General features: G+C 68.6%; 17 protein-coding genes, 1 pseudogene and 1 riboswitch. Of the genes and pseudogenes, 12 read left to right on the top strand and 6 right to left on the bottom strand.

What is annotated here, in order from left to right; translation table 11 throughout:
- Positions 1-30 precede the first annotated feature (30 nt).
- Entirely contained in the window at positions 31-360 is a 330-nt protein-coding gene (locus DR843_RS04500) for a hypothetical protein (protein WP_146202482.1), read from the top strand.
- Positions 361-366: 6 nt separating this feature from the next.
- Positions 367-597 carry a hypothetical protein gene (locus tag DR843_RS04495; protein ID WP_109684296.1) on the top strand — a complete coding sequence of 77 codons (231 nt, stop codon included), beginning with the start codon at positions 367-369 and terminating at the stop codon, positions 595-597.
- Positions 598-985: 388 nt separating this feature from the next.
- Here the strand turns inward: DR843_RS04495 and DR843_RS04490 are convergent, their stop codons facing one another.
- The gene (locus tag DR843_RS04490; RefSeq protein ID WP_109684295.1) at positions 986-2,311 is read right to left on the bottom strand and encodes a prenyltransferase/squalene oxidase repeat-containing protein; all 1,326 of its coding nucleotides are present in this window, start codon (positions 2,309-2,311) and stop codon (positions 986-988) included.
- Between the two features lie 78 nt (positions 2,312-2,389).
- Positions 2,390-2,527, bottom strand: a riboswitch (cobalamin riboswitch).
- A gap of 57 nt (positions 2,528-2,584) precedes the next feature.
- On the opposite strand from DR843_RS04490, the gene DR843_RS04485 reads away from it, so the two are divergent.
- Positions 2,585-3,139: a bifunctional adenosylcobinamide kinase/adenosylcobinamide-phosphate guanylyltransferase gene (locus DR843_RS04485; protein ID WP_170119740.1), complete on the top strand. Its 555-nt coding sequence runs from the start codon at positions 2,585-2,587 to the stop codon at positions 3,137-3,139.
- A gap of 26 nt (positions 3,140-3,165) precedes the next feature.
- Here the strand turns inward: DR843_RS04485 and gcvT are convergent.
- Positions 3,166-4,262: pseudogene (gene gcvT, locus DR843_RS04480) on the bottom strand (glycine cleavage system aminomethyltransferase GcvT).
- 97 nt (positions 4,263-4,359) lie between these two features.
- Here gcvT and DR843_RS04475 point away from each other — a divergent pair.
- A complete protein-coding gene (locus DR843_RS04475; protein WP_109684294.1) occupies positions 4,360-5,856 on the top strand; it encodes a leucyl aminopeptidase in 1,497 nt (498 codons plus the stop codon).
- Here the strand turns inward: DR843_RS04475 and DR843_RS04470 are convergent.
- Together DR843_RS04470 and DR843_RS20500 are read right to left on the bottom strand one after the other, a co-directional pair.
- Positions 5,784-6,170, bottom strand: coding sequence for a DUF4031 domain-containing protein (locus DR843_RS04470; protein ID WP_109684293.1), 387 nt, complete (start codon positions 6,168-6,170; stop codon positions 5,784-5,786). The two genes, DR843_RS04475 and DR843_RS04470, sit on opposite strands and share 73 nt — an antisense overlap.
- Before the next feature lie 12 nt (positions 6,171-6,182).
- Positions 6,183-6,416, bottom strand: a complete 234-nt coding sequence (locus DR843_RS20500; RefSeq protein WP_109688425.1) for a DUF5302 domain-containing protein — start codon at positions 6,414-6,416, stop codon at positions 6,183-6,185.
- 220 nt (positions 6,417-6,636) lie between these two features.
- Here DR843_RS20500 and sucB point away from each other — a divergent pair, with 220 nt between their 5' ends.
- Genes sucB through DR843_RS04440 form a run of 5 tightly spaced genes read left to right on the top strand, consistent with a single transcriptional unit; the run spans position 6,637 to position 11,929 of the window.
- Positions 6,637-8,430 (top strand): 2-oxoglutarate dehydrogenase, E2 component, dihydrolipoamide succinyltransferase, encoded by a 1,794-nt coding sequence (sucB, locus tag DR843_RS04460; protein ID WP_109684292.1) that lies wholly within the window; start codon positions 6,637-6,639, stop codon positions 8,428-8,430.
- 18 nt (positions 8,431-8,448) lie between these two features.
- Positions 8,449-9,348: a TIGR01777 family oxidoreductase gene (locus tag DR843_RS04455; protein ID WP_109684291.1), complete on the top strand. Its 900-nt coding sequence runs from the start codon at positions 8,449-8,451 to the stop codon at positions 9,346-9,348.
- A 33-nt stretch (positions 9,349-9,381) separates the two neighbouring features.
- Entirely contained in the window at positions 9,382-10,317 is a 936-nt protein-coding gene (locus tag DR843_RS04450) for an ABC transporter ATP-binding protein (RefSeq protein WP_109684290.1), read from the top strand.
- Positions 10,318-10,319: 2 nt separating this feature from the next.
- Positions 10,320-11,117 (top strand): ABC transporter permease, encoded by a 798-nt coding sequence (locus DR843_RS04445; RefSeq protein WP_109684289.1) that lies wholly within the window; start codon positions 10,320-10,322, stop codon positions 11,115-11,117.
- Entirely contained in the window at positions 11,117-11,929 is an 813-nt protein-coding gene (locus DR843_RS04440) for an ABC transporter permease (protein WP_109684288.1), read from the top strand. The genes DR843_RS04445 and DR843_RS04440 overlap by 1 nt, the downstream gene beginning before the upstream one ends.
- Before the next feature lie 3 nt (positions 11,930-11,932).
- Here the strand turns inward: DR843_RS04440 and DR843_RS04435 are convergent, their stop codons facing one another.
- Together DR843_RS04435 and DR843_RS04430 are read right to left on the bottom strand one after the other, a co-directional pair.
- Positions 11,933-13,510: a serine/threonine-protein kinase gene (locus DR843_RS04435; protein WP_109684287.1), complete on the bottom strand. Its 1,578-nt coding sequence runs from the start codon at positions 13,508-13,510 to the stop codon at positions 11,933-11,935.
- Between the two features lie 73 nt (positions 13,511-13,583).
- Entirely contained in the window at positions 13,584-14,261 is a 678-nt protein-coding gene (locus DR843_RS04430) for a YczE/YyaS/YitT family protein (protein WP_109684286.1), read from the bottom strand.
- A gap of 36 nt (positions 14,262-14,297) precedes the next feature.
- Here DR843_RS04430 and lipB point away from each other — a divergent pair, with 36 nt between their 5' ends.
- The 3 genes from lipB to DR843_RS04415 are packed head-to-tail and all read left to right on the top strand — an operon-like array spanning position 14,298 to position 16,770.
- Positions 14,298-14,921 (top strand): lipoyl(octanoyl) transferase LipB, encoded by a 624-nt coding sequence (gene lipB / locus DR843_RS04425; protein ID WP_109684285.1) that lies wholly within the window; start codon positions 14,298-14,300, stop codon positions 14,919-14,921.
- 44 nt (positions 14,922-14,965) lie between these two features.
- Positions 14,966-15,985 carry a lipoyl synthase gene (lipA, locus tag DR843_RS04420; protein WP_109684284.1) on the top strand — a complete coding sequence of 340 codons (1,020 nt, stop codon included), beginning with the start codon at positions 14,966-14,968 and terminating at the stop codon, positions 15,983-15,985.
- A gap of 5 nt (positions 15,986-15,990) precedes the next feature.
- Positions 15,991-16,770 carry a DUF4191 domain-containing protein gene (locus DR843_RS04415; protein WP_109684283.1) on the top strand — a complete coding sequence of 260 codons (780 nt, stop codon included), beginning with the start codon at positions 15,991-15,993 and terminating at the stop codon, positions 16,768-16,770.
- Positions 16,771-16,778 lie beyond the last annotated feature (8 nt).

The raw sequence follows: 16,778 nt of genomic DNA, 5'->3' as shown, positions 1-16,778 counted from the left end.
GCTCAGCCGCGACGGCGACGGGCAGCCACGATGCCGGCCCCGCCAAGCCCGGCGACCGCAAGGACGCCGGCACCGACCGCGATCGGCGTGCCGCTGCCCGAGGCGGATGATGTGCTCGCCGGAGAGCCGGCAGCAGCTGCACCACCTGCAGTGCTGCTGGATTGCGTGCTCGACGGGCCGTCGCTGGTGTGCGCCGCGGAACTGCTCGACGACACCGTGCTCGACGAGGTCGTCGACGCCGTGGCGGACTCATCGGTGGCCCCGCCCGAACTCGAGGTACTCCTCGAGCCTGCACTCGACGTACGTGCGGATGACGAACTGGCCTGTGCTCCTTGGCTGTTCGGGCCGCTGTGCGGTTGATCCGCGGTGCTGCTGGAGCTCGGCGTCCGGGTGGGAACGGCTGCTGAGGGCCGCGTCGACGACGGCCGCGGACTCGAGGTGGGTTTGGGCGCAGGGCTGGATGTCGCCGTCGGCTTGGGAGTCGGTGTGGTCGTCGGCTGCGAACTCCCGCCCGAGCTGACCACGGGCGGCTTGATGCCCGGCTGGGCCCCGGCGCCGAAGCTGAATCCGACCGCGGTCCCTGGCGCCGGAACGTAGCTGGCGACCCCGAGTGAGCTGTACCGCCAGGAGCCGCCCGCCGGTCCGACCCACAACGCCCAGTAGGCCGATGCGGGCGGGGTGCGCACACACGGGTCCTTGGCCGGCGAGCCGTTGATCCGGCAGAGGAAACCCGGCTGCTGCTGCACCCCGGCCGCGCTGAATCCAGCCGACTGCAGAGCAGACCAGGCCGACGACGGGCTGCCTGGGGCGCATCGGACCGTGACCCCGCTCTTGCCGTCCACACCGTTCCAGGACACGACCACCGTCACGCCGCTGGTGGTCGTGGCGCAGGCCGCCGCCCGGCTCGCGGGAGCCTGCCAGACAAGCATCGCCAGTGCCACCACCACGGCGGCAAACACCGCGAGGGACGTCCGCAGAGCGCCCCTCATCGGGTGTGACGGCCACGGCCGCGGCGCGCCACCGACAGGCCACCGGCGCCGACGGCGACAGCGCCCAGCAGCACGATGGCCACACCCTCTGCCCCCGGAGCACCGGTCTCAGGACCGTCGGTGACGACCGGCGGTCCGGTCACTGCGGAGGACGAACTGACCGCTGACGTCGACGACGCTGCCGAGGATGACGGCGGCGGGGTCACCGACGTCGCAGGCGGCGTCGCAGCGCACTCGTCCGCGGGAATCGCGCCCACGGCCAGGTTCGCGTCCAACGTGATGTAGTTCGCACCCGCCATCGCGACCAGCGCTTGCCCGGTGGCGACGTCATCGGACTGGTCCGGCTTGGCCTTGGCACCTTCGGCGATCTTGCTGGCCCGGATCTGCGCGTTGGCGGCGATGGCACCACGCAGTTTCGGCGGGGTACTGCAGGGGTACTGCAGGCTGAACAGGTAGCTGCGGGCCTTGCTCCACCGGGCGGTGTCCCCGGCGACTGAGAAGGCCATTGCCGCGAGCGCCGTCGAGTTCGCCACTCCGGTCTGACCGTTTCCGACCGCACCGCTCGACTTCTGCGCGGCGGCCAGGTAGTTGGTGGCCCGAGTGACCGCGGCGCGATCACTGCCGGCCGCCACCAACGCCTGCACCGCGTATCCGGTGGTGTCCGGGTCGCTGGTGCAGCCCTTCGGATCGTCCAGGGTGAGGTCGAAACCGCCATCGCTGCATTGCTGCTTGAGCAGGTAGGCGACCGTCGTCGGTGCCTTGATACCGACCTTGGACAGCGCCAGGATCCCCAGGGACTGGGTGATGCCGTTGGAGTAGTCGCCGTCGGGATAACTGGACTGGTCGCTGAAGCGGCCGCTCTCGGTCTGCAGGCTCTGCAGCCGGGCGACCAGATCGACGCCACCGAAGTTGCGCACGGAAGGAGTGGGGTCGACCCGGCTGGTGGAGCTGTCGACGGCCAGCAGGAGTTTCGCCGTCGCACCGGCGTACAACTCGGTGCCGCTGCCGATGTAGTTGGCGACGTTCTTCTGCAGGTAGTCCCTGGCCTGTTTGACCGCGATCATGCTCGTGCCGTTGGCGATCATGCCCATCATCGCGTCCGCGGTTCCGCCGAGGTTGTCGTACTGCTGGCCCTGGTAGGGGTCATACAACAGTCGCCCGCCCCCGTCGGCGATGCGCAGCGCCAGGTAGCGAGAGGCCGGGTGGCCCGGTTCGGTACTGTCCGCGGCCGATGCGGGAGGTCCGAACGCCAGCGTGACGGCGAGAACGCCGGCGGGGATCGCGAACATGCCGGCGCGGCGCGCGGCGGTGGTGGGATGCATGAGGCCTTCCTGAAGGTCCTCTGCCTGACCTGATTCTGGGCGGAAAGCCTGGAACTCGGCCCGCAGATCTCGACGGGTGTGAGTTGCTGCGCGATGGCTGGTATCCCGGCTCGTGGTCGTGAGACCACCTACGGTTGCGGACCAGCGCCGGATTCTGACCGGCTTCCCCATCCACCGTGCCTGCTCGGATCACGGACCTGAGCAGGTGGCCAGGGTATCGCAACCGTGCGGGCGATCCTGGCGGCGTCCAATCCGCGCGCTACGCTCGTCCCCGTGACCACGACTCTCGTCCTCGCCGGGGTGCACACCCCTGTGAGCCGGTACGCCGAGTCGCTGCTTCCAGGCGACGGCACCCGAGTGCTCCGCCCGGTCGCCGACGGTGCGGACCCGGCCCTTTCCCCCACGATCAGCACCGTCACGGCACCCGCCCTGGACTCGACTCCGCAGGGCTGGGTGGCCGAGGACTCCACCGACCTGGTGCGCTCGATCCTCTACTCCCGCAACGCCGTCGCGGTCGACAACCTGCCAGCGTGGGTCACCGGCAAGATCACCGCAGCCGGTGCTTGGGAAGCGCCCGAGAAGGCGGCGGCGGTGGTCACCGACGCCAGTCTCGAACTCGCGGCCCTGCTGTCGGCCCTGCCCTACGACGCGGTGGTGATCAGCCGCGAACTCGGCCTGATGGTGGCCGCCGACACACCGATCGATCGCGCGCTGCAGGACGCTCTGGGCCAGGCGAACACCGTGCTGTCCAACCACCTGAGCCGGGCCGTCCTCCTCCTGGGTGGCCGGGCCGTGGATCTGTCGGCCTTTCCCGCGCTGCCGTACTGACGGACGACTGACGGACGCCGAGCGCGTCAGCTCACGTGCGGCGTCACGAACGGCGGCTTGACCACGGTTGCCGGGAGCGCCCGGCCCCGGACGTCGATCGTCACCTCGTCGCCCTCAGCGACGCCGCGATCGAGCAGCGCCAGGGCAATGCCCTGCTTCAGAGTCGGCGACATGGTGCCGGAGGTGACTTCGCCGATCACCTGCCCGTCCGCGCCAAGGACGGCGCAGTGCGCTCGCGGGATCCCGCGGCCGGTGGCCAGCAGTCCCCACGTCAGGCGGTAGTCCTTGCGCGCTTTCTGGGCCTCCAACGCTTCCTTGCCCCAGAAGGTGTCCTTCTTCCAACCGACCGCCCAACCGGCCCGCGCCATGTTGGGGGTGATCTGCATCGACAGGTCGTTGCCGTGCAGCGGATAGCCCATCTCGGTGCGCAGGGTGTCGCGCGCGCCCAGACCAGCCGGCAGGCCGTCGTACGGCGCCATGGCCTCGATCAGGGCATCCCACAGCTTCGGCGCGTCGTCCCACCGGGGCACCAGCTCGTAGCCCTTCTCGCCCGTGTAGCCCGAGCGCAGCACGATGACTTCGCGGCCCTGCCAGTCGGCCCGTTCGAAGGACATGTAATCCAACTCGGTCGGCAGCCCCAGAGCCGCGACCACCTCGGTGCTCCTCGGGCCCTGGACGGCGATCACGCCGTAGTCGGTGTGCAGGTTGGTGATCGAAACACCTTCCGGCGCAGCGGCTTCCAGCAGTCGGACGACCTCGCTCGTATTCGCGGCGTTCGGGACGAGGAAGACGTCGTCCTCGGCCTCGAAGTACTGGATCAGGTCATCGACCACACCGCCGGTGGCCTCATCAAGGCACATCGTGTACTGCGCCTTCGGCGGTGCGACCTTACGCAGATCGTTGGTGAAGGCTGCGTTGACGAACTCGGCAGCCCCCGGTCCGGCGACGCGCGCCTTGCCCAGGTGACTCACGTCGAAGATGCCGACCCGCTCCCGCACCGCTTGGTGCTCACGCAACACTCCCCACCGGGATATTCGATCGGCATCTCCCAGCCACCGAAGTCGGCCATCTTGGCGCCCAGGGCAACGTGGCGGTCATGCAGCGGAGAATGCGCGAGAGTCATGCCCGAACGGTATCGAAGACCGCGGCGTATCTTTACCGGGAGTGCCGCAGACCTGCGCGGTGAACCGATCACCCGACCACGCGAAGGAATCCGCTTCATGACCTCGATCAGTCTGTCCGACCGCATCCCCACCCGACCGGCCGTCGCGACCCTGGTGGCCTTGTCCTACCAGCAGGACAAGGCAGCGGGTGTCGTTCCCGTCGAGTGGCTCTCCCCGGAGGCGCTGAGCTATCTGGACGCGCACCTGACCGCAGTCGGTGCATCGGGTGCCGCCGACGAGATCATCAAGGTGACCGGGGTGCCCGGCACGCAGGCGCTCGTTCTGGTGGTCGGCAGTGGTCTGAGCGCCGTCCCCGGAGACGACGACGCGGAATCCGTCCGTCGCGCGGCGGGCTCGGCTGCGCGGGCACTGGCCGGTACCTCGCACGCGGCGCTGCTCTTCCCCAGCGCTACGCCGGCGTTGCTGGCTGCCACCACCGAAGGCGCGCTCTTCGGCGCGTACTCCTTCACGACGTACAAGAGCAAGGACGCCAAAGCCCCCGTGGGGCGGCTCACGGTCGTCACCGCGGACGCCAAGGGCGCGGCCGCGCGCAAGGTGCTCGCACGAGCGATTGCCGTCGCCGATCAGGTCAGCTGGGCGCGCGACCTGGTCAACACTCCGCCCCTGGACCTCTACCCGGCTTCCTTCGCTGCGGAGGCGCGCAAACACTTCACCGGCAGCAAGGTCGCCGTACGGGTGGCCGATGAGAAGTCGTTGGAGCGCCAGCAGTGCGGCGGTCTGATCGGTGTGGGTCGTGGCTCGGCCCGTCCCCCGCGCCTGGTGACCCTGACCTACAAGCCGGCCCGCGCCAAGGCGCACATCGCGTTGATCGGCAAGGGCATCACCTTCGACTCCGGCGGGCTCTGCCTGAAGCCGGCCGACGGGATGCTCACGATGAAGAGCGACATGGCGGGAGCCGCAGCAGTGGCGGCTGCCACGGGTGCCATCGCTGCCCTCGGCCTGCCGATCGCCGTGACGACCTACCTGTGCCTGGCGGAGAACATGACCGGCGCCGACGCCCAGCGCCCGAGCGACGTGGTCACCATGCCGAACGGCAAGACGGTCGAGATCATCAACACCGACGCCGAGGGCCGCCTGGTGATGGCCGATGGCTTGGCGATCGGCTCGAGCGTCAAGCCCGACCTGATGCTGGATGTCGCCACCCTGACCGGCGCCGCGATGGTGGCGCTCGGTGGTCGCACCACCGCGGTGATCGGCAACACCGACCAGATCGTCGATCAGGTGATCGGCGCCGCCAAGGCGACCGGCGAGGACATGTGGCCGATGCCCCTGCTGCAGGAGCTTCGTCCGTCGTTGGACTCACAGATCGCCGATGTGAAGCACACCGGTGAGCGGTGGGGTGGTGCGATCACGGCCGCGTTGTTCCTGCAGGAGTTCGTCGGCGAGGTCGGCGGAACGCAGATCCCGTGGGCCCACCTGGACATCGCCGGTCCGTCGTTCAACGACAAGGCACCCTACGGCTACACCCCCGCCGGTGGCACCGGCCACGGCGTGCGCACGGTGGTCGCGTTGGCCGAGTCGCTGGCCGACTGATCCAGGGCGCGCAGGCCGGCGAGATCGAAGGTCTCGCCGGCTCGGTGCGCTCGCACCAACGCGACACTCTCGCGCCAGGAGATCTCAACGGCGCCGGCGCCCACGACGCTTTCGCGACGTGGCTCCGGAATGTCGAAGTGTTCGCCGGGTTCGCCGCGGCGCTGCAGCCACCGCTCGTCCAGGCCCAGGCGTGCAGCGAACTGCAACAGCTCAGCGGTGCTGTCCGCGACCAGATGGCACCATCGCGAGCGGAAGCGTCGGTCCGCGCCGCCCACCGTCGCGTCGATGAAGGCGTCGTCGATGTAGACGCTCACGACACCGCTCGGTCAGCCGCCGGACTTACGGCGGAACATCTGCTGCGCCCCGCTGGTCTCGGCGCGATGCGAACCGTGCACCTTGCTGTCCGATCCTCCGGCGCTGACGTCACGCCCACCGTGGGCGTGCTTGCGGTCGAGCGCCTCACGGAACTTGCGTTTGGCTTCGTCGGCCGGCGTGCTCGACGTCTGCTCCGCGTCCTGCGGGTCCTGATCTTCATCGCGTGCCTGAGGGGTCTTGGCCACCTCGATCACCTCCCGGTGGATGGATTCCTTCTGGCCACTCTTGCATGCCCGCCGCTGGGCGGACCAGCCATTTGCGCGCTGCCAGTGACACAATCGCGGTAAGCGGACAGCGACGCGACGAGGCGTGCGGCCCTGCCGGTTGTGACCGTCCTCGTCGTGAGTTGACCACGTCACGGACCCCGCGTGCGCGGGCTGGGAGAGATCGGAGAGACTGGGAAGCATGGCTGAACGCGTGACAATGCCCGCATTGGGAGAGTCGGTCACCGAGGGCACGGTGACCCGTTGGTTGAAGCAGGTGGGCGATCACGTGGCGGTGGACGAGCCGCTGCTGGAAGTCTCCACCGACAAGGTCGACACCGAGATCCCGTCTCCGGTTGAAGGGACCTTGCAACAGATCCTCGTCGAGGAGGACGAGACGGTACCCGTCGGTGCCGACCTCGCGGTCGTCGGCGACGGTGACGCCGCCCCCGCAGATGATGCACCTGCCGAATCTGCCTCGCAGTCAACGGAGTCCGCGCAGGAGCCAGCCGCGGAACCGCAGGCCGAGGCCGAGCCGGTGGCCCCCTCCACGGAGCAGGCCGCACCGGCGCAGGGATCAGAAGGTGGCGAGGTCTCAGGTGGCGAGACCGTCACCATGCCGGCACTGGGTGAGTCCGTGACCGAAGGCACCATCACCCGCTGGTTGAAGGCCGAGGGTGATGACGTGGCGGTGGACGAGCCGCTGCTGGAGGTGTCCACCGACAAGGTCGACACCGAGATCCCCTCTCCGGTGGCGGGCAAGCTGACCAAGATCTTGGTCGGCGAGGACGAGACGGTGCCGGTGGGTGCCGACCTGGCCATCGTCGGCGGCAGCGCTGCGGCGCCCGCCGAGAAGGCACCGACGCAAGCGGCTCCCGCCGAGGCGGCGCCAGCGCAAGAGGCACCCGAACCAGAAGCGGCCAAGGAGCCCGAGGCCGAGCCGGTCAAGGCACCGGAGCCGAAGAAGCCGGAGCCCGCCGCACCGGCCGAGCCGGCGAAGGAACCCGAACCGGTGGGTACGGCGGCCGGGGCCGAACCGCAGAAGGCGGCGACTGACGACGCGGCCAGCTACGTGACGCCGTTGGTGCGCAAGCTGGCTGCCGAGAACGATGTCGACCTGTCGACGATCACCGGCTCAGGTGTCGGTGGCCGGATCCGCAAGCAGGATGTCCTCGCCGCGGCGGAAGCCGCGAAGCAGGCTGCTGCAGCGCCCGCAGAACCCGAGCCGGCTCCCGCAGCGGCACCCGCCGCTGCTCCGGCCGCGTCGGGCACGGTTGCTGCGGTGTCGGCCAAGCGCGGCACCACCGAGAAGATGAGCCGGATGCGCAAGCTCATCGCGACGCGCATGGTGGAGTCCCTGCAGACATCGGCGCAGCTGACCACGGTGGTCGAGGTCGACGTGACCAAGATCGCCCGGCTTCGCGCACGCAGCAAGGCCGAGTTCGAGCGCCGCGAGGGGATCAAGCTCAGCTTCCTGCCGTTCTTCGCGCTGGCGACGGTGGAGGCGCTGAAGGCCTACCCGGTCGTGAACGCCAGCGTCGAGGACGACTCGATCGTCTACCACGGCAGCGAGAACCTGGGGATCGCGGTCGACACCCCCAAGGGCTTGTTCGTGCCGGTCATCCAGAACGCCGGGGACCTCAACATCGCCGGCCTGGCTCGCCGGATCGCCGACCTCGCCAGCCGCACCCGGGACAACAAGGTGACCCCCGATGAATTGGGTGGTGGCACCTTCACGCTGACCAACACCGGCAGCCGGGGCGCATTGTTCGACACGCCGATCATCAACCAGCCGCAGGTCGCCATCCTGGGCACCGGCGCCGTGGTCAAGCGTCCGGTCGTGGAGAGCGACGCCGACGGTGGCGAGACCATCGCCATCCGGTCGATGGTCTACCTGGCCCTGTCGTACGACCACCGGATCGTGGACGGAGCGGACGCTGCCCGCTTCCTGACCACCATCAAGGCCCGCCTCGAGGAGGGTGCCTTCGAGGTCTGAGCCGCTTAGGTTGAACGCATGCCACAGCGCGTTGCCGTCACCGGATCCTCCGGACTGATCGGCAGCGCGCTGTGTCATGCGTTGCGCGACCGGGGCGATGAGGTCATCCGGCTGGTACGTCGACCGGGCCGGGAAGCCGACGAAGTCACCTGGGACCCCGGTGCCGGTGAGATCGATCTGCAAGCGCTGCAGGGTGTTTCAGCCGTCGTAAACCTCGCGGGAGCCGGGATCGGTGATCAGCGGTGGACCCCCGAGTACAAGCAGCTCATCCGCTCTTCTCGGGTCGATGCCACGACCACGATCGCGACGGCCGTCGCCGCACTCGACGGGCACGTGCGCTTTCTGTCCGGATCGGCGAGTGGCTTCTACGGTGACCGTGGCGAGCAGCGACTGACCGAGCGCAGTGACTCCGGCGAAGGGTTCCTGGCTGGTGTGGTCCGCGACTGGGAACACGCAGCGGATCCCGCGGTGCAGGCCGGTGCTCCCACCGCGTATCTGCGGACCGGAATCGTGCTGGCGCCGGACGGAGGTGCGGCCAGTCGGATGCTGCCGCTGGCCAAATGGGGGCTGGGCGGTCCGTTGGGCTCAGGACGCCAGTGGTTCCCGTGGATCGCCCTCCCCGATCACGTGTCCGCAATGCTGTTCCTGCTGGACAACCCGCAGATCACCGGGCCGGTCAATCTGGTCGGGCCCACACCGGCCCGGCAGAAAGAACTGGCCAAAGCCCTCGGCGCCGCGTACCACCGTCCAGCCGTCCTGCCGGCGCCATCGTTCGCCCTGCACGCCGTGCTCGGCGAGTTCGCCAGCGACGTCCTCACCAGCGCCAAGATCGCTCCCGAAGTGCTGCAGGACAACGGGTTCCAGTGGGTGTCGGACACAGTTGATACGGTCGCCGAATGGTTGGCCCGTACCGCGTGACCTCGCACCCCGCCGTACTGCTAGATTGCTAGCATGTCGGCGTTGCCTGAGGTGATGATCCGCGCCCGCGGACTGCACAAATCGTTCGGCGGCTTCGAGGCCGTGCGCGGTATCGACGTGGCGGTCGACCGCGGAGAGTCCTTCGGTTTCCTCGGGCCGAACGGCGCGGGCAAGTCCTCCACGATGCGGATGATCGCCGCCGTCTCTCCCGTGACCAGCGGCGAGCTGCGGATTCTGGGCATGGATCCGGCTACCCACGGTTCGCAGATCCGAGCCCGGATCGGCGTCTGTCCGCAGGACGACACCCTGGACAACGAACTCACCGTCCGGGAGAACCTCATCGTGTACGGCCGCTACTTCGGGATCGGACGCAAACAGGTTCGCGCCAAGGCCGACGAACTCCTGGACTTCGCGCAGTTGACCGAGAAGGCCGACGCCAAAGTCGACGACCTGTCCGGCGGGATGAAGCGCCGACTGACGATTGCCCGGTCGCTGGTCAACGACCCCGAACTCCTGCTCCTGGACGAACCCACCACCGGTCTGGACCCGCAGGCCCGACATGTCCTGTGGGACAAGCTGTTCCGCCTGAAGCAGCAGGGAGTGACCCTGGTCATCACCACGCACTACATGGACGAGGCCGAGCAGTTGTGCGACCGCCTCGTGGTCATGGACCAGGGCCGCATCGCGGCCGAGGGTACGCCGGCGGCTCTGATCGCGCAGTACGCCAGCCGGGAGGTCGCCGAGGTGCGGTTCGGGGTTGTCGACCACGCGGCGTACGCCGATCAGATCGACGGCCTGGCCGACCGGATCGAGGTGCTGCCCGACCGGCTCCTGCTCTACACCGACAACGGCGAGCAGGTGCTGGCCGCAGTCGGTGAGCGCGGCCTGCACCCGACGGCGACCCTGGTGCGCCGTGCCTCGCTGGAGGACGTCTTCTTGCGGTTGACCGGCCGCAGCCTGGTGGATTGAGCATGTCCACCGTCCCGGCCGCCTCCCCCTGGGCCCTGACCGCCCGGCTGACCGACTACTGGCTCACGGTCCTTCGGCGCACCTGGCGCGGCAGCATCGTCACCTCGTTCCTGAACCCGCTTCTCTACGTCGCGGCGATGGGCGTCTTCCTTGGCGGTTTCATCAAGAGCGATCCTGCGACGCTGGACGGCGCGAGCAGCTACCTCGATTTCGTCGTGCCCGGGTTGCTGGCCGCCCAGTCGATGCAACTGGCGATCGGTGAGGCGACCTATCCGGTGATGGGCGCGATCAAGTGGGACAAGACCTACTTCTCGATGCTCGCCTCCCCCATCGGCGTCGGTGAGATCGTCGCGGCCCACTTCAGTTTCATCATGCTGCGGATCGCGATCAGCTCGGCGGTGTTCGTGTTGGTGATGGCACCGTTCGGGGTGATCTCAAGCGTCGCAGGGGGTTTCGCGGCCTTCGCGGTGCAGTTGCTGATCAGTTGGGCGTTCGTCGCCCCGATGTACGCCGTGTCCTGCCTGCTCAAGAACGAGAGCGGGTTCTCGCTGATCTTCCGGCTGGTCGTGATGCCGCTGGTGCTCTTCTCCGGCGCCTTCTTCCCGATCCACAACCTGCCCACCGCACTGGAGCACCTGGCCAAGATCTCGCCGCTGTGGCAGGGCGTGGAACTGACCCGGATGGCGACCCTGGACACCTGGCGCCCGAGTGCCTGGTGGCATCTGCTCTACCTGCTGGTGGTGGCCGTCGCGTTCACGGTGCTGTCCGTGCGCTTCCTGCGCCGACGGTTGGTGCGCTGATGTCCGTGATCGCGCCCACCGCAACCCGCGTCACCGGCCGCAAACTGTCCGCACTCGAAGCGACCGGCACCATCGTCTACCGCAACCTGCTGGTCTACCGGCGCAGTTGGCTGGTCTTCGTCAGCGGATTCCTGGAGCCGGTGCTCTACCTGTTCTCGATCGGCATCGGCGTCGGCAAACTCATCCCCGGCTTCGAAGTCGACGGGCATCTGATCCGCTACGCGGCGTTCGTCGCGCCGGGCATGCTGGCTGCCTCCGCGATGAACGGCGCCCTCTTCGATGCGACGTTCAACGTGTTCTTCCGGCTGCGCTACGCCAAGCTCTACGACCAGATCCTGGCGACGCCGCGGACACCGTCCGACATCGCACGTGGCGAGATCAGTTGGGCGCTGCTGCGCGGCGGGATCTACTCCGCGGCGTTCCTGCTGGTGATGGCCGCGATGGGGTTGATCGACTCGTGGTTGGCCATCCTCGCGCTACCGGCTGCTCTCTTGATCGGCTTCGCGTTCGCGGCGATCGCGATGGGTCTGACCACCTGGATGCGGTCCTGGCAGGACTTCGAATACATCACGCTCGCCACGTTGCCGATGTTCCTGTTCTCAGCGACGTTCTTCCCGCTGTCCGCCTTCCCAGCCTGGCTGCAATGGATCGTGCAGTGCACTCCGCTGTATCGCGGCGTGGTGCTGTGCCGGGAGCTGACCACCGGACACGTCACGTGGGCGTCGGCGGTTTCCGTGGTCTACCTGATCGCCCTGGGTCTGCTGGGTACGGCGATCGTGCGGCGACGGTTGGCGGCGCTGCTCCTCACCTGATCGTCAGGAACTGCGCCAATCGTTGATCCGCCAGCCCGCGGCCGTGCGCACCAGCTCGAAATCCACCGTGCTGATCTGCTCGGGCACCACGCGGCGGGTGCCGCCCACCGTCACGGTCGCGGCCGTACGTACGACCTGCGCCCGCACACTCGCCCGATCCGCCGCGCGCGAGGTCACCTGTGCTTCTCGCACCCGGAAGGCAAGCCCGCTGTAGTGTGCCGACCGGTTGACCACCGTCTTGATGTCGCCGCTATCGCGTTGCCAGGCAGTCGAATTCGCGGCAAAGGCACCACCCAGGGCGCTGGTGTCACCGTGGTTCCAGGCAACTGCTCGTGCGCTCAGCAGGCGTTGCAGGGCTGCGACCGGATCCGGCAGCGGGTTGCCCGTCGCGGTCGACAGGGATCGCGCACCCGCCGACGGCGAGGACGCTGTGGTGACCGTAGCGGACGTCGTTGGCACCGCCCGGACGGCAGGAGGGGTGGGCGCCGACTGAGCGGGTCCCAGCAGCGCGATCGCACCCGTTGGCGTGCAGGCCGCCAGCCCGGCTGCTGCCCAGATCCGGCGGTCCAGCCACCAACCACGCCGTCGGGTTGGCCGACCGGCGACCGCGCGCGCCTGGCGACGGCTTCCCGGGACGGCCGGCTGGATCGGCACTACCGGGGTCGACTCAACCGGCCGTCGGCGCCACCGACGGCTGGTGCGCTCGTTGGGCTCGGTGAGCACTGCCGTACGGGCCTGGGATCGCAGCCGGCGGGTGAGTTCGTCACCCGGGTCGCGCACGGGCATCGCCGTACGGGCACCGGGTGAGAGCGCGACCGGCGCCGGCTCGGCGGACGCGCAGGACCAGATGAGATCGGCGAATTCTGCCGGCGACGGTCGGGCAGCCGCCGTGTGCGACAGACACGCGGTGATCACGTCACAGACCCCCTGCGGCAGGTGGGTGGCTTCGTCAGCCAGCAGCGGACGCAGTGCGGCCGGCGGCGCAGGTGATCCGGTGGCACACGCCCAGGCGATCGCGCCGAGCCCGTAGGCGTCACTGGCCGCGTCGGCCGGCTGGCCCTGCAGCACCTCCGGTGCTGACCACCGATCGGTAGCCCACACCTCGCTGTCGGCCACGTCCACCGGAAGCCGAGCCGCGCCCAGATCCGCGAGCAGCGGACGACCGTCAGCCGTCAGCAGCACGTTGGCCGGTTTGAGGTCGCCGTGCACCAACCCGACCGAGTGGAGGTGATGCAACGCCTGGGCGAGAGGCACCAGGACCGTCACGATCTCCCCCACCGTCAAATGCCCTCGGACATCCAGGACGTCCTGCAACGAGCCACCCTCGGCCAGCGGCATCACCAGACACGTCACGTCGCGGTCGTCCCACCGGCCGATCACCGTGTCCCAGACCGGCAGCAGGTGCTCGTGCTCTACTTCTGCCGACCATGCCGATTCCGGCCGCCGCTGGTCCTCGCGCAGCACCTTGACCGCCAGGCGCACCCCGTCCGGGCGACGCACGGCCCACACCGTCGAGCTGCCGCCCGCACCGATCTGACGGACGATCTCATAGCCGGGGATGGTCGGTTCGTCGGAAGTCACCCGCCCAGCGTGCCGGTCGGCACCCCGTGCCCGCAGAAGTTATCCACAGTGCTGAAGAGCAGGGGAACCGGGCTCAGAAATGATTGCGCGCCGTCACCGGGTGGCGGGCAGCGTGTGCCGCATCGGCCGCCTGGGCCTTACGCATCAGCGGCTCGGTCACCGTCCGGGTGAAGTACTGGATCAACGGGCCGGTGAAGAACGCCGTGACCACGGTGCCGGGTCCGATCTGACCGTGGAAGACCACGGCGACCAGCAGGAAGAACACGTCCTGCGACCCACGGACCGCCCGGTAGGGCGCCGTCGAGTGATCGACGATCATCGGGGCCAGCGCGTCGTACGGCGCGGTGCCCAATCCGGCCTGCATGTACAGGGCCGCCCCCAGACAGAAGACGGCGATGCCGACCGCGAACAGCACGGTGATCAGCCAGGGCGCCGGTCGGTCCGGGATCACCGGATCCAGCAGCGCCGTGAACCATTGCACGAAGAAGCCGGTGAGGACCATGTTCAGGATCGACCCGAGGCCGATGTACTTGCGCCCCCAGATGAGCATCGGGAGGAACAGCACGACGTTGCTGATCAGTTGGTAGGCGCCCAGGTCCAGGCCGAGCTTGTGGCTGATGCCGATGTTGGCCGCGGTGTACGGATCGACACCGACACCCGCGACGCGCAACGTCGCGGAGCCGAGGCCGATCAGCGCGATGCCGACCAGCACCCAGAAGATGCGGCTGATGAGCGCCCGGTCAAAGGTCATGACCCATCGAACCAGAGGTCGGCGTACGCTGGCGCGATGCACTTCGAGCACTTGCCCGGACTGGTCCCCTACGAGCAGGGGTGGGCCTTGCAACGCGAGGTCCATGAGCAGGTCGCCGACGGCGACCGTGAGGACACGGTGCTCCTGCTCCAGCACGAAGCGGTGTACACCGCAGGCAAGCGCACGGAGCCGCACGAGCGCCCCTTCGACGGAACCCCGGTCGTCGATGTCGACCGCGGCGGCAAGATCACCTGGCACGGTCCCGGACAGCTGGTCGGCTACCCGATCCTGCGGCTCGCCGAGCCCCTGGATGTGGTGAGTTACGTCCGGCAGGTCGAGGAGGTGCTGATCAGCAGCTGCCGCGACGTCGGACTGGACGTCGCACGGGTCGCGGGCCGCAGCGGCGTGTGGTTACCGGCCGAAAACGGCAAACCGGCCCGCAAACTGGGGCAGATCGGGATCCGGGTCTCGCGCGGGGTCACCATGCACGGGTTCGCCCTCAACTGTGACTGCGACCTGTCCTGGTCCCAGGTGATCGTGCCGTGCGGGATCGCCGATGCCGGGGTGACCTCGATCAGCCAGGAACTCGGCCGTGACGTCACCGTCGAGGAGATCCTCCCGTACGTCGAGAAGCACCTGACCGAAGTACTCGCCTCCTGATCGGGGCCGACCGGCGGCCGGTTGACCCGGCGTACAGTAGCGGGGTGACCATCGCCCCCGAAGGACGCAAACTGCTGCGTGTCGAGGCCCGCAACGCGCAGAGTCCGATCGAACGTAAGCCCGAGTGGATCCGCACCACCGCGAAAATGGGTCCGGAGTACACCTCGCTGCATTCCCTGGTGAAGCGCGAGGGACTGCACACGGTGTGCCAGGAGGCGGGCTGCCCCAACATCTTCGAGTGCTGGGAAGACCGCGAAGCCACCTTCCTGATCGGTGGCGAGCAATGCACCCGCCGCTGCGACTTCTGTCAGATCGACACCGGCAAGCCGGCGGATCTGGACCGCGACGAGCCCCGCCGGGTCGCCGAGTCCGTGCAGCAGATGGGGTTGCGCTACGCCACGATCACCGGCGTCGCGCGCGATGACCTCGAGGACGGCGGTGCCTGGCTGTACGCCGAGACGATCCGGCAGGTGCACGCCCTCAACCCCGGCACCGGGGTCGAGATCCTGATCCCGGACTTCAACGCGATCCCCGAACAGGTCGGCGCGGTCATCGACGCCGCACCCGAGGTGTTCGCCCACAACGTGGAGACCGTGCCACGGATCTTCAAGCGGATCCGCCCCGCCTTCCGCTACGAACGGTCGCTGGCCGTCATCACGATGGGCCGCGACGCCGGCTTGGTCACCAAGTCCAACCTGATCCTGGGGATGGGCGAGGAGGACCACGAGATCGAGCAGGCGTTGCGTGACCTGCATGACGCCGGCACCGACCTGATCACCATCACCCAGTACCTGCGGCCCTCGCTGCGCCACCACCCGGTCGATCGGTGGGTCAAGCCGGAGGAGTTCGTGCACTGGATGGAGGTCGCGAACGATCTCGGCTTCAAGGGCGTGATGAGTGGTCCACTGGTGCGATCGTCGTACCGCGCTGGTCGTCTCTACGCCCAGGCGATGGAGGCCTCCGGTCGCGAGCTTCCCCCGCAGTTGGCCCACCTGGCGGCAGCCGCCGCCTCCCCCGCCCGCCAGGAAGCGGCGTCCGTCGTGGCGCGCAGCCGCGTATCCTGAACCTCATGCCGTCACCGTCGTCGCAGGCCGCCTCGGCCACTGAGAAGAAGTCGCGCTTCTCGCGCAAGAAGAACACCTCCGGGGAACCGGGGCGCGTCGCCCAGATGAAGCAGCTGTTCACCATGTCGCGGGCGCAGAACCCGTCGATCCCGTGGTGGATGGCGCTGGCCTTCGTGCTCGGCTTCGGCATCCTGCTGATCATCGGTCTGCTGCTCCACCACCCGATCGTCTTCGGTTTCTTCGGTGTGCTGATCGGCATCCTGCTGGCCATGATCGTCTTCGGTCGGTTGGCCGAAAAGGCCGCCTACGGGCAACTCGAGGGCCAGCCTGGCGCATCCGCAGCTGCCCTGTCAGCGTTGCGGCGGGGCTGGTACTTCGACAAGGAACCCGTTGCAGCAGAAGCGAACCGGGCACGATCGGTCAACGACCTCACGTCCGCGGCGATGGTGTTCCGCGCCGTCGGCCGCCCCGGTGTGGTGTTGGTCGGCGAAGGCCCCGCGACCTCGACCCGCAAGCTGCTGGAGTCGGAGAAGAAGCGCGTCGCACGGGTCGCCGGTCCGGAAGTGCCGGTGTATCTGCTGCGGGTCGGTCAGGGCACCGACACCGTGCCGGTTGCTGACCTGACCAAGCGGCTGAACAAGATGGACAAGAAACTGACCGATGCCGAGGTGGCCGCGGTCAACAAGCGCCTGCGCGCGCTGGGTGCGGCGAAGCCGCCGATTCCCAAGGGCATGGACCCGCGCAACGCGCCGCGGATGGACCGTCGCGCGGCCCGCGGTCGCTGAAACACCTC

The organism is Branchiibius hedensis, assembly GCF_900108585.1.
In the GTDB taxonomy this organism is placed as follows: domain Bacteria; phylum Actinomycetota; class Actinomycetes; order Actinomycetales; family Dermatophilaceae; genus Branchiibius; species Branchiibius hedensis.
The sequence above is the reverse complement of the archived record's forward strand: the minus strand, read 5'-3'. Positions and strand labels throughout refer to the sequence as shown.

Bases quoted from the DNA above. Each gene is read 5' to 3' on its own strand.
- DR843_RS04415 (WP_109684283.1), top strand. From the start codon at position 15,991: ATGCCGTCACCGTCGTCGCAGGCCGCCTCGGCCACTGAGAAGAAGTCG.
- DR843_RS04455 (WP_109684291.1), top strand. From the start codon at position 8,449: ATGCCACAGCGCGTTGCCGTCACCGGATCCTCCGGACTGATCGGCAGC.
- DR843_RS04475 (WP_109684294.1), top strand. From the start codon at position 4,360: ATGACCTCGATCAGTCTGTCCGACCGCATCCCCACCCGACCGGCCGTC.
- DR843_RS04450 (WP_109684290.1), top strand. From the start codon at position 9,382: ATGTCGGCGTTGCCTGAGGTGATGATCCGCGCCCGCGGACTGCACAAA.
- DR843_RS04490 (WP_109684295.1), bottom strand. From the start codon at position 2,311: ATGCATCCCACCACCGCCGCGCGCCGCGCCGGCATGTTCGCGATCCCC.
- lipB (WP_109684285.1), top strand. From the start codon at position 14,298: ATGCACTTCGAGCACTTGCCCGGACTGGTCCCCTACGAGCAGGGGTGG.
- sucB (WP_109684292.1), top strand. From the start codon at position 6,637: ATGGCTGAACGCGTGACAATGCCCGCATTGGGAGAGTCGGTCACCGAG.
- DR843_RS04440 (WP_109684288.1), top strand. From the start codon at position 11,117: ATGTCCGTGATCGCGCCCACCGCAACCCGCGTCACCGGCCGCAAACTG.
- DR843_RS04445 (WP_109684289.1), top strand. From the start codon at position 10,320: ATGTCCACCGTCCCGGCCGCCTCCCCCTGGGCCCTGACCGCCCGGCTG.
- DR843_RS04430 (WP_109684286.1), bottom strand. From the start codon at position 14,261: ATGACCTTTGACCGGGCGCTCATCAGCCGCATCTTCTGGGTGCTGGTC.
- DR843_RS04500 (WP_146202482.1), top strand. From the start codon at position 31: ATGCCGGCCCCGCCAAGCCCGGCGACCGCAAGGACGCCGGCACCGACC.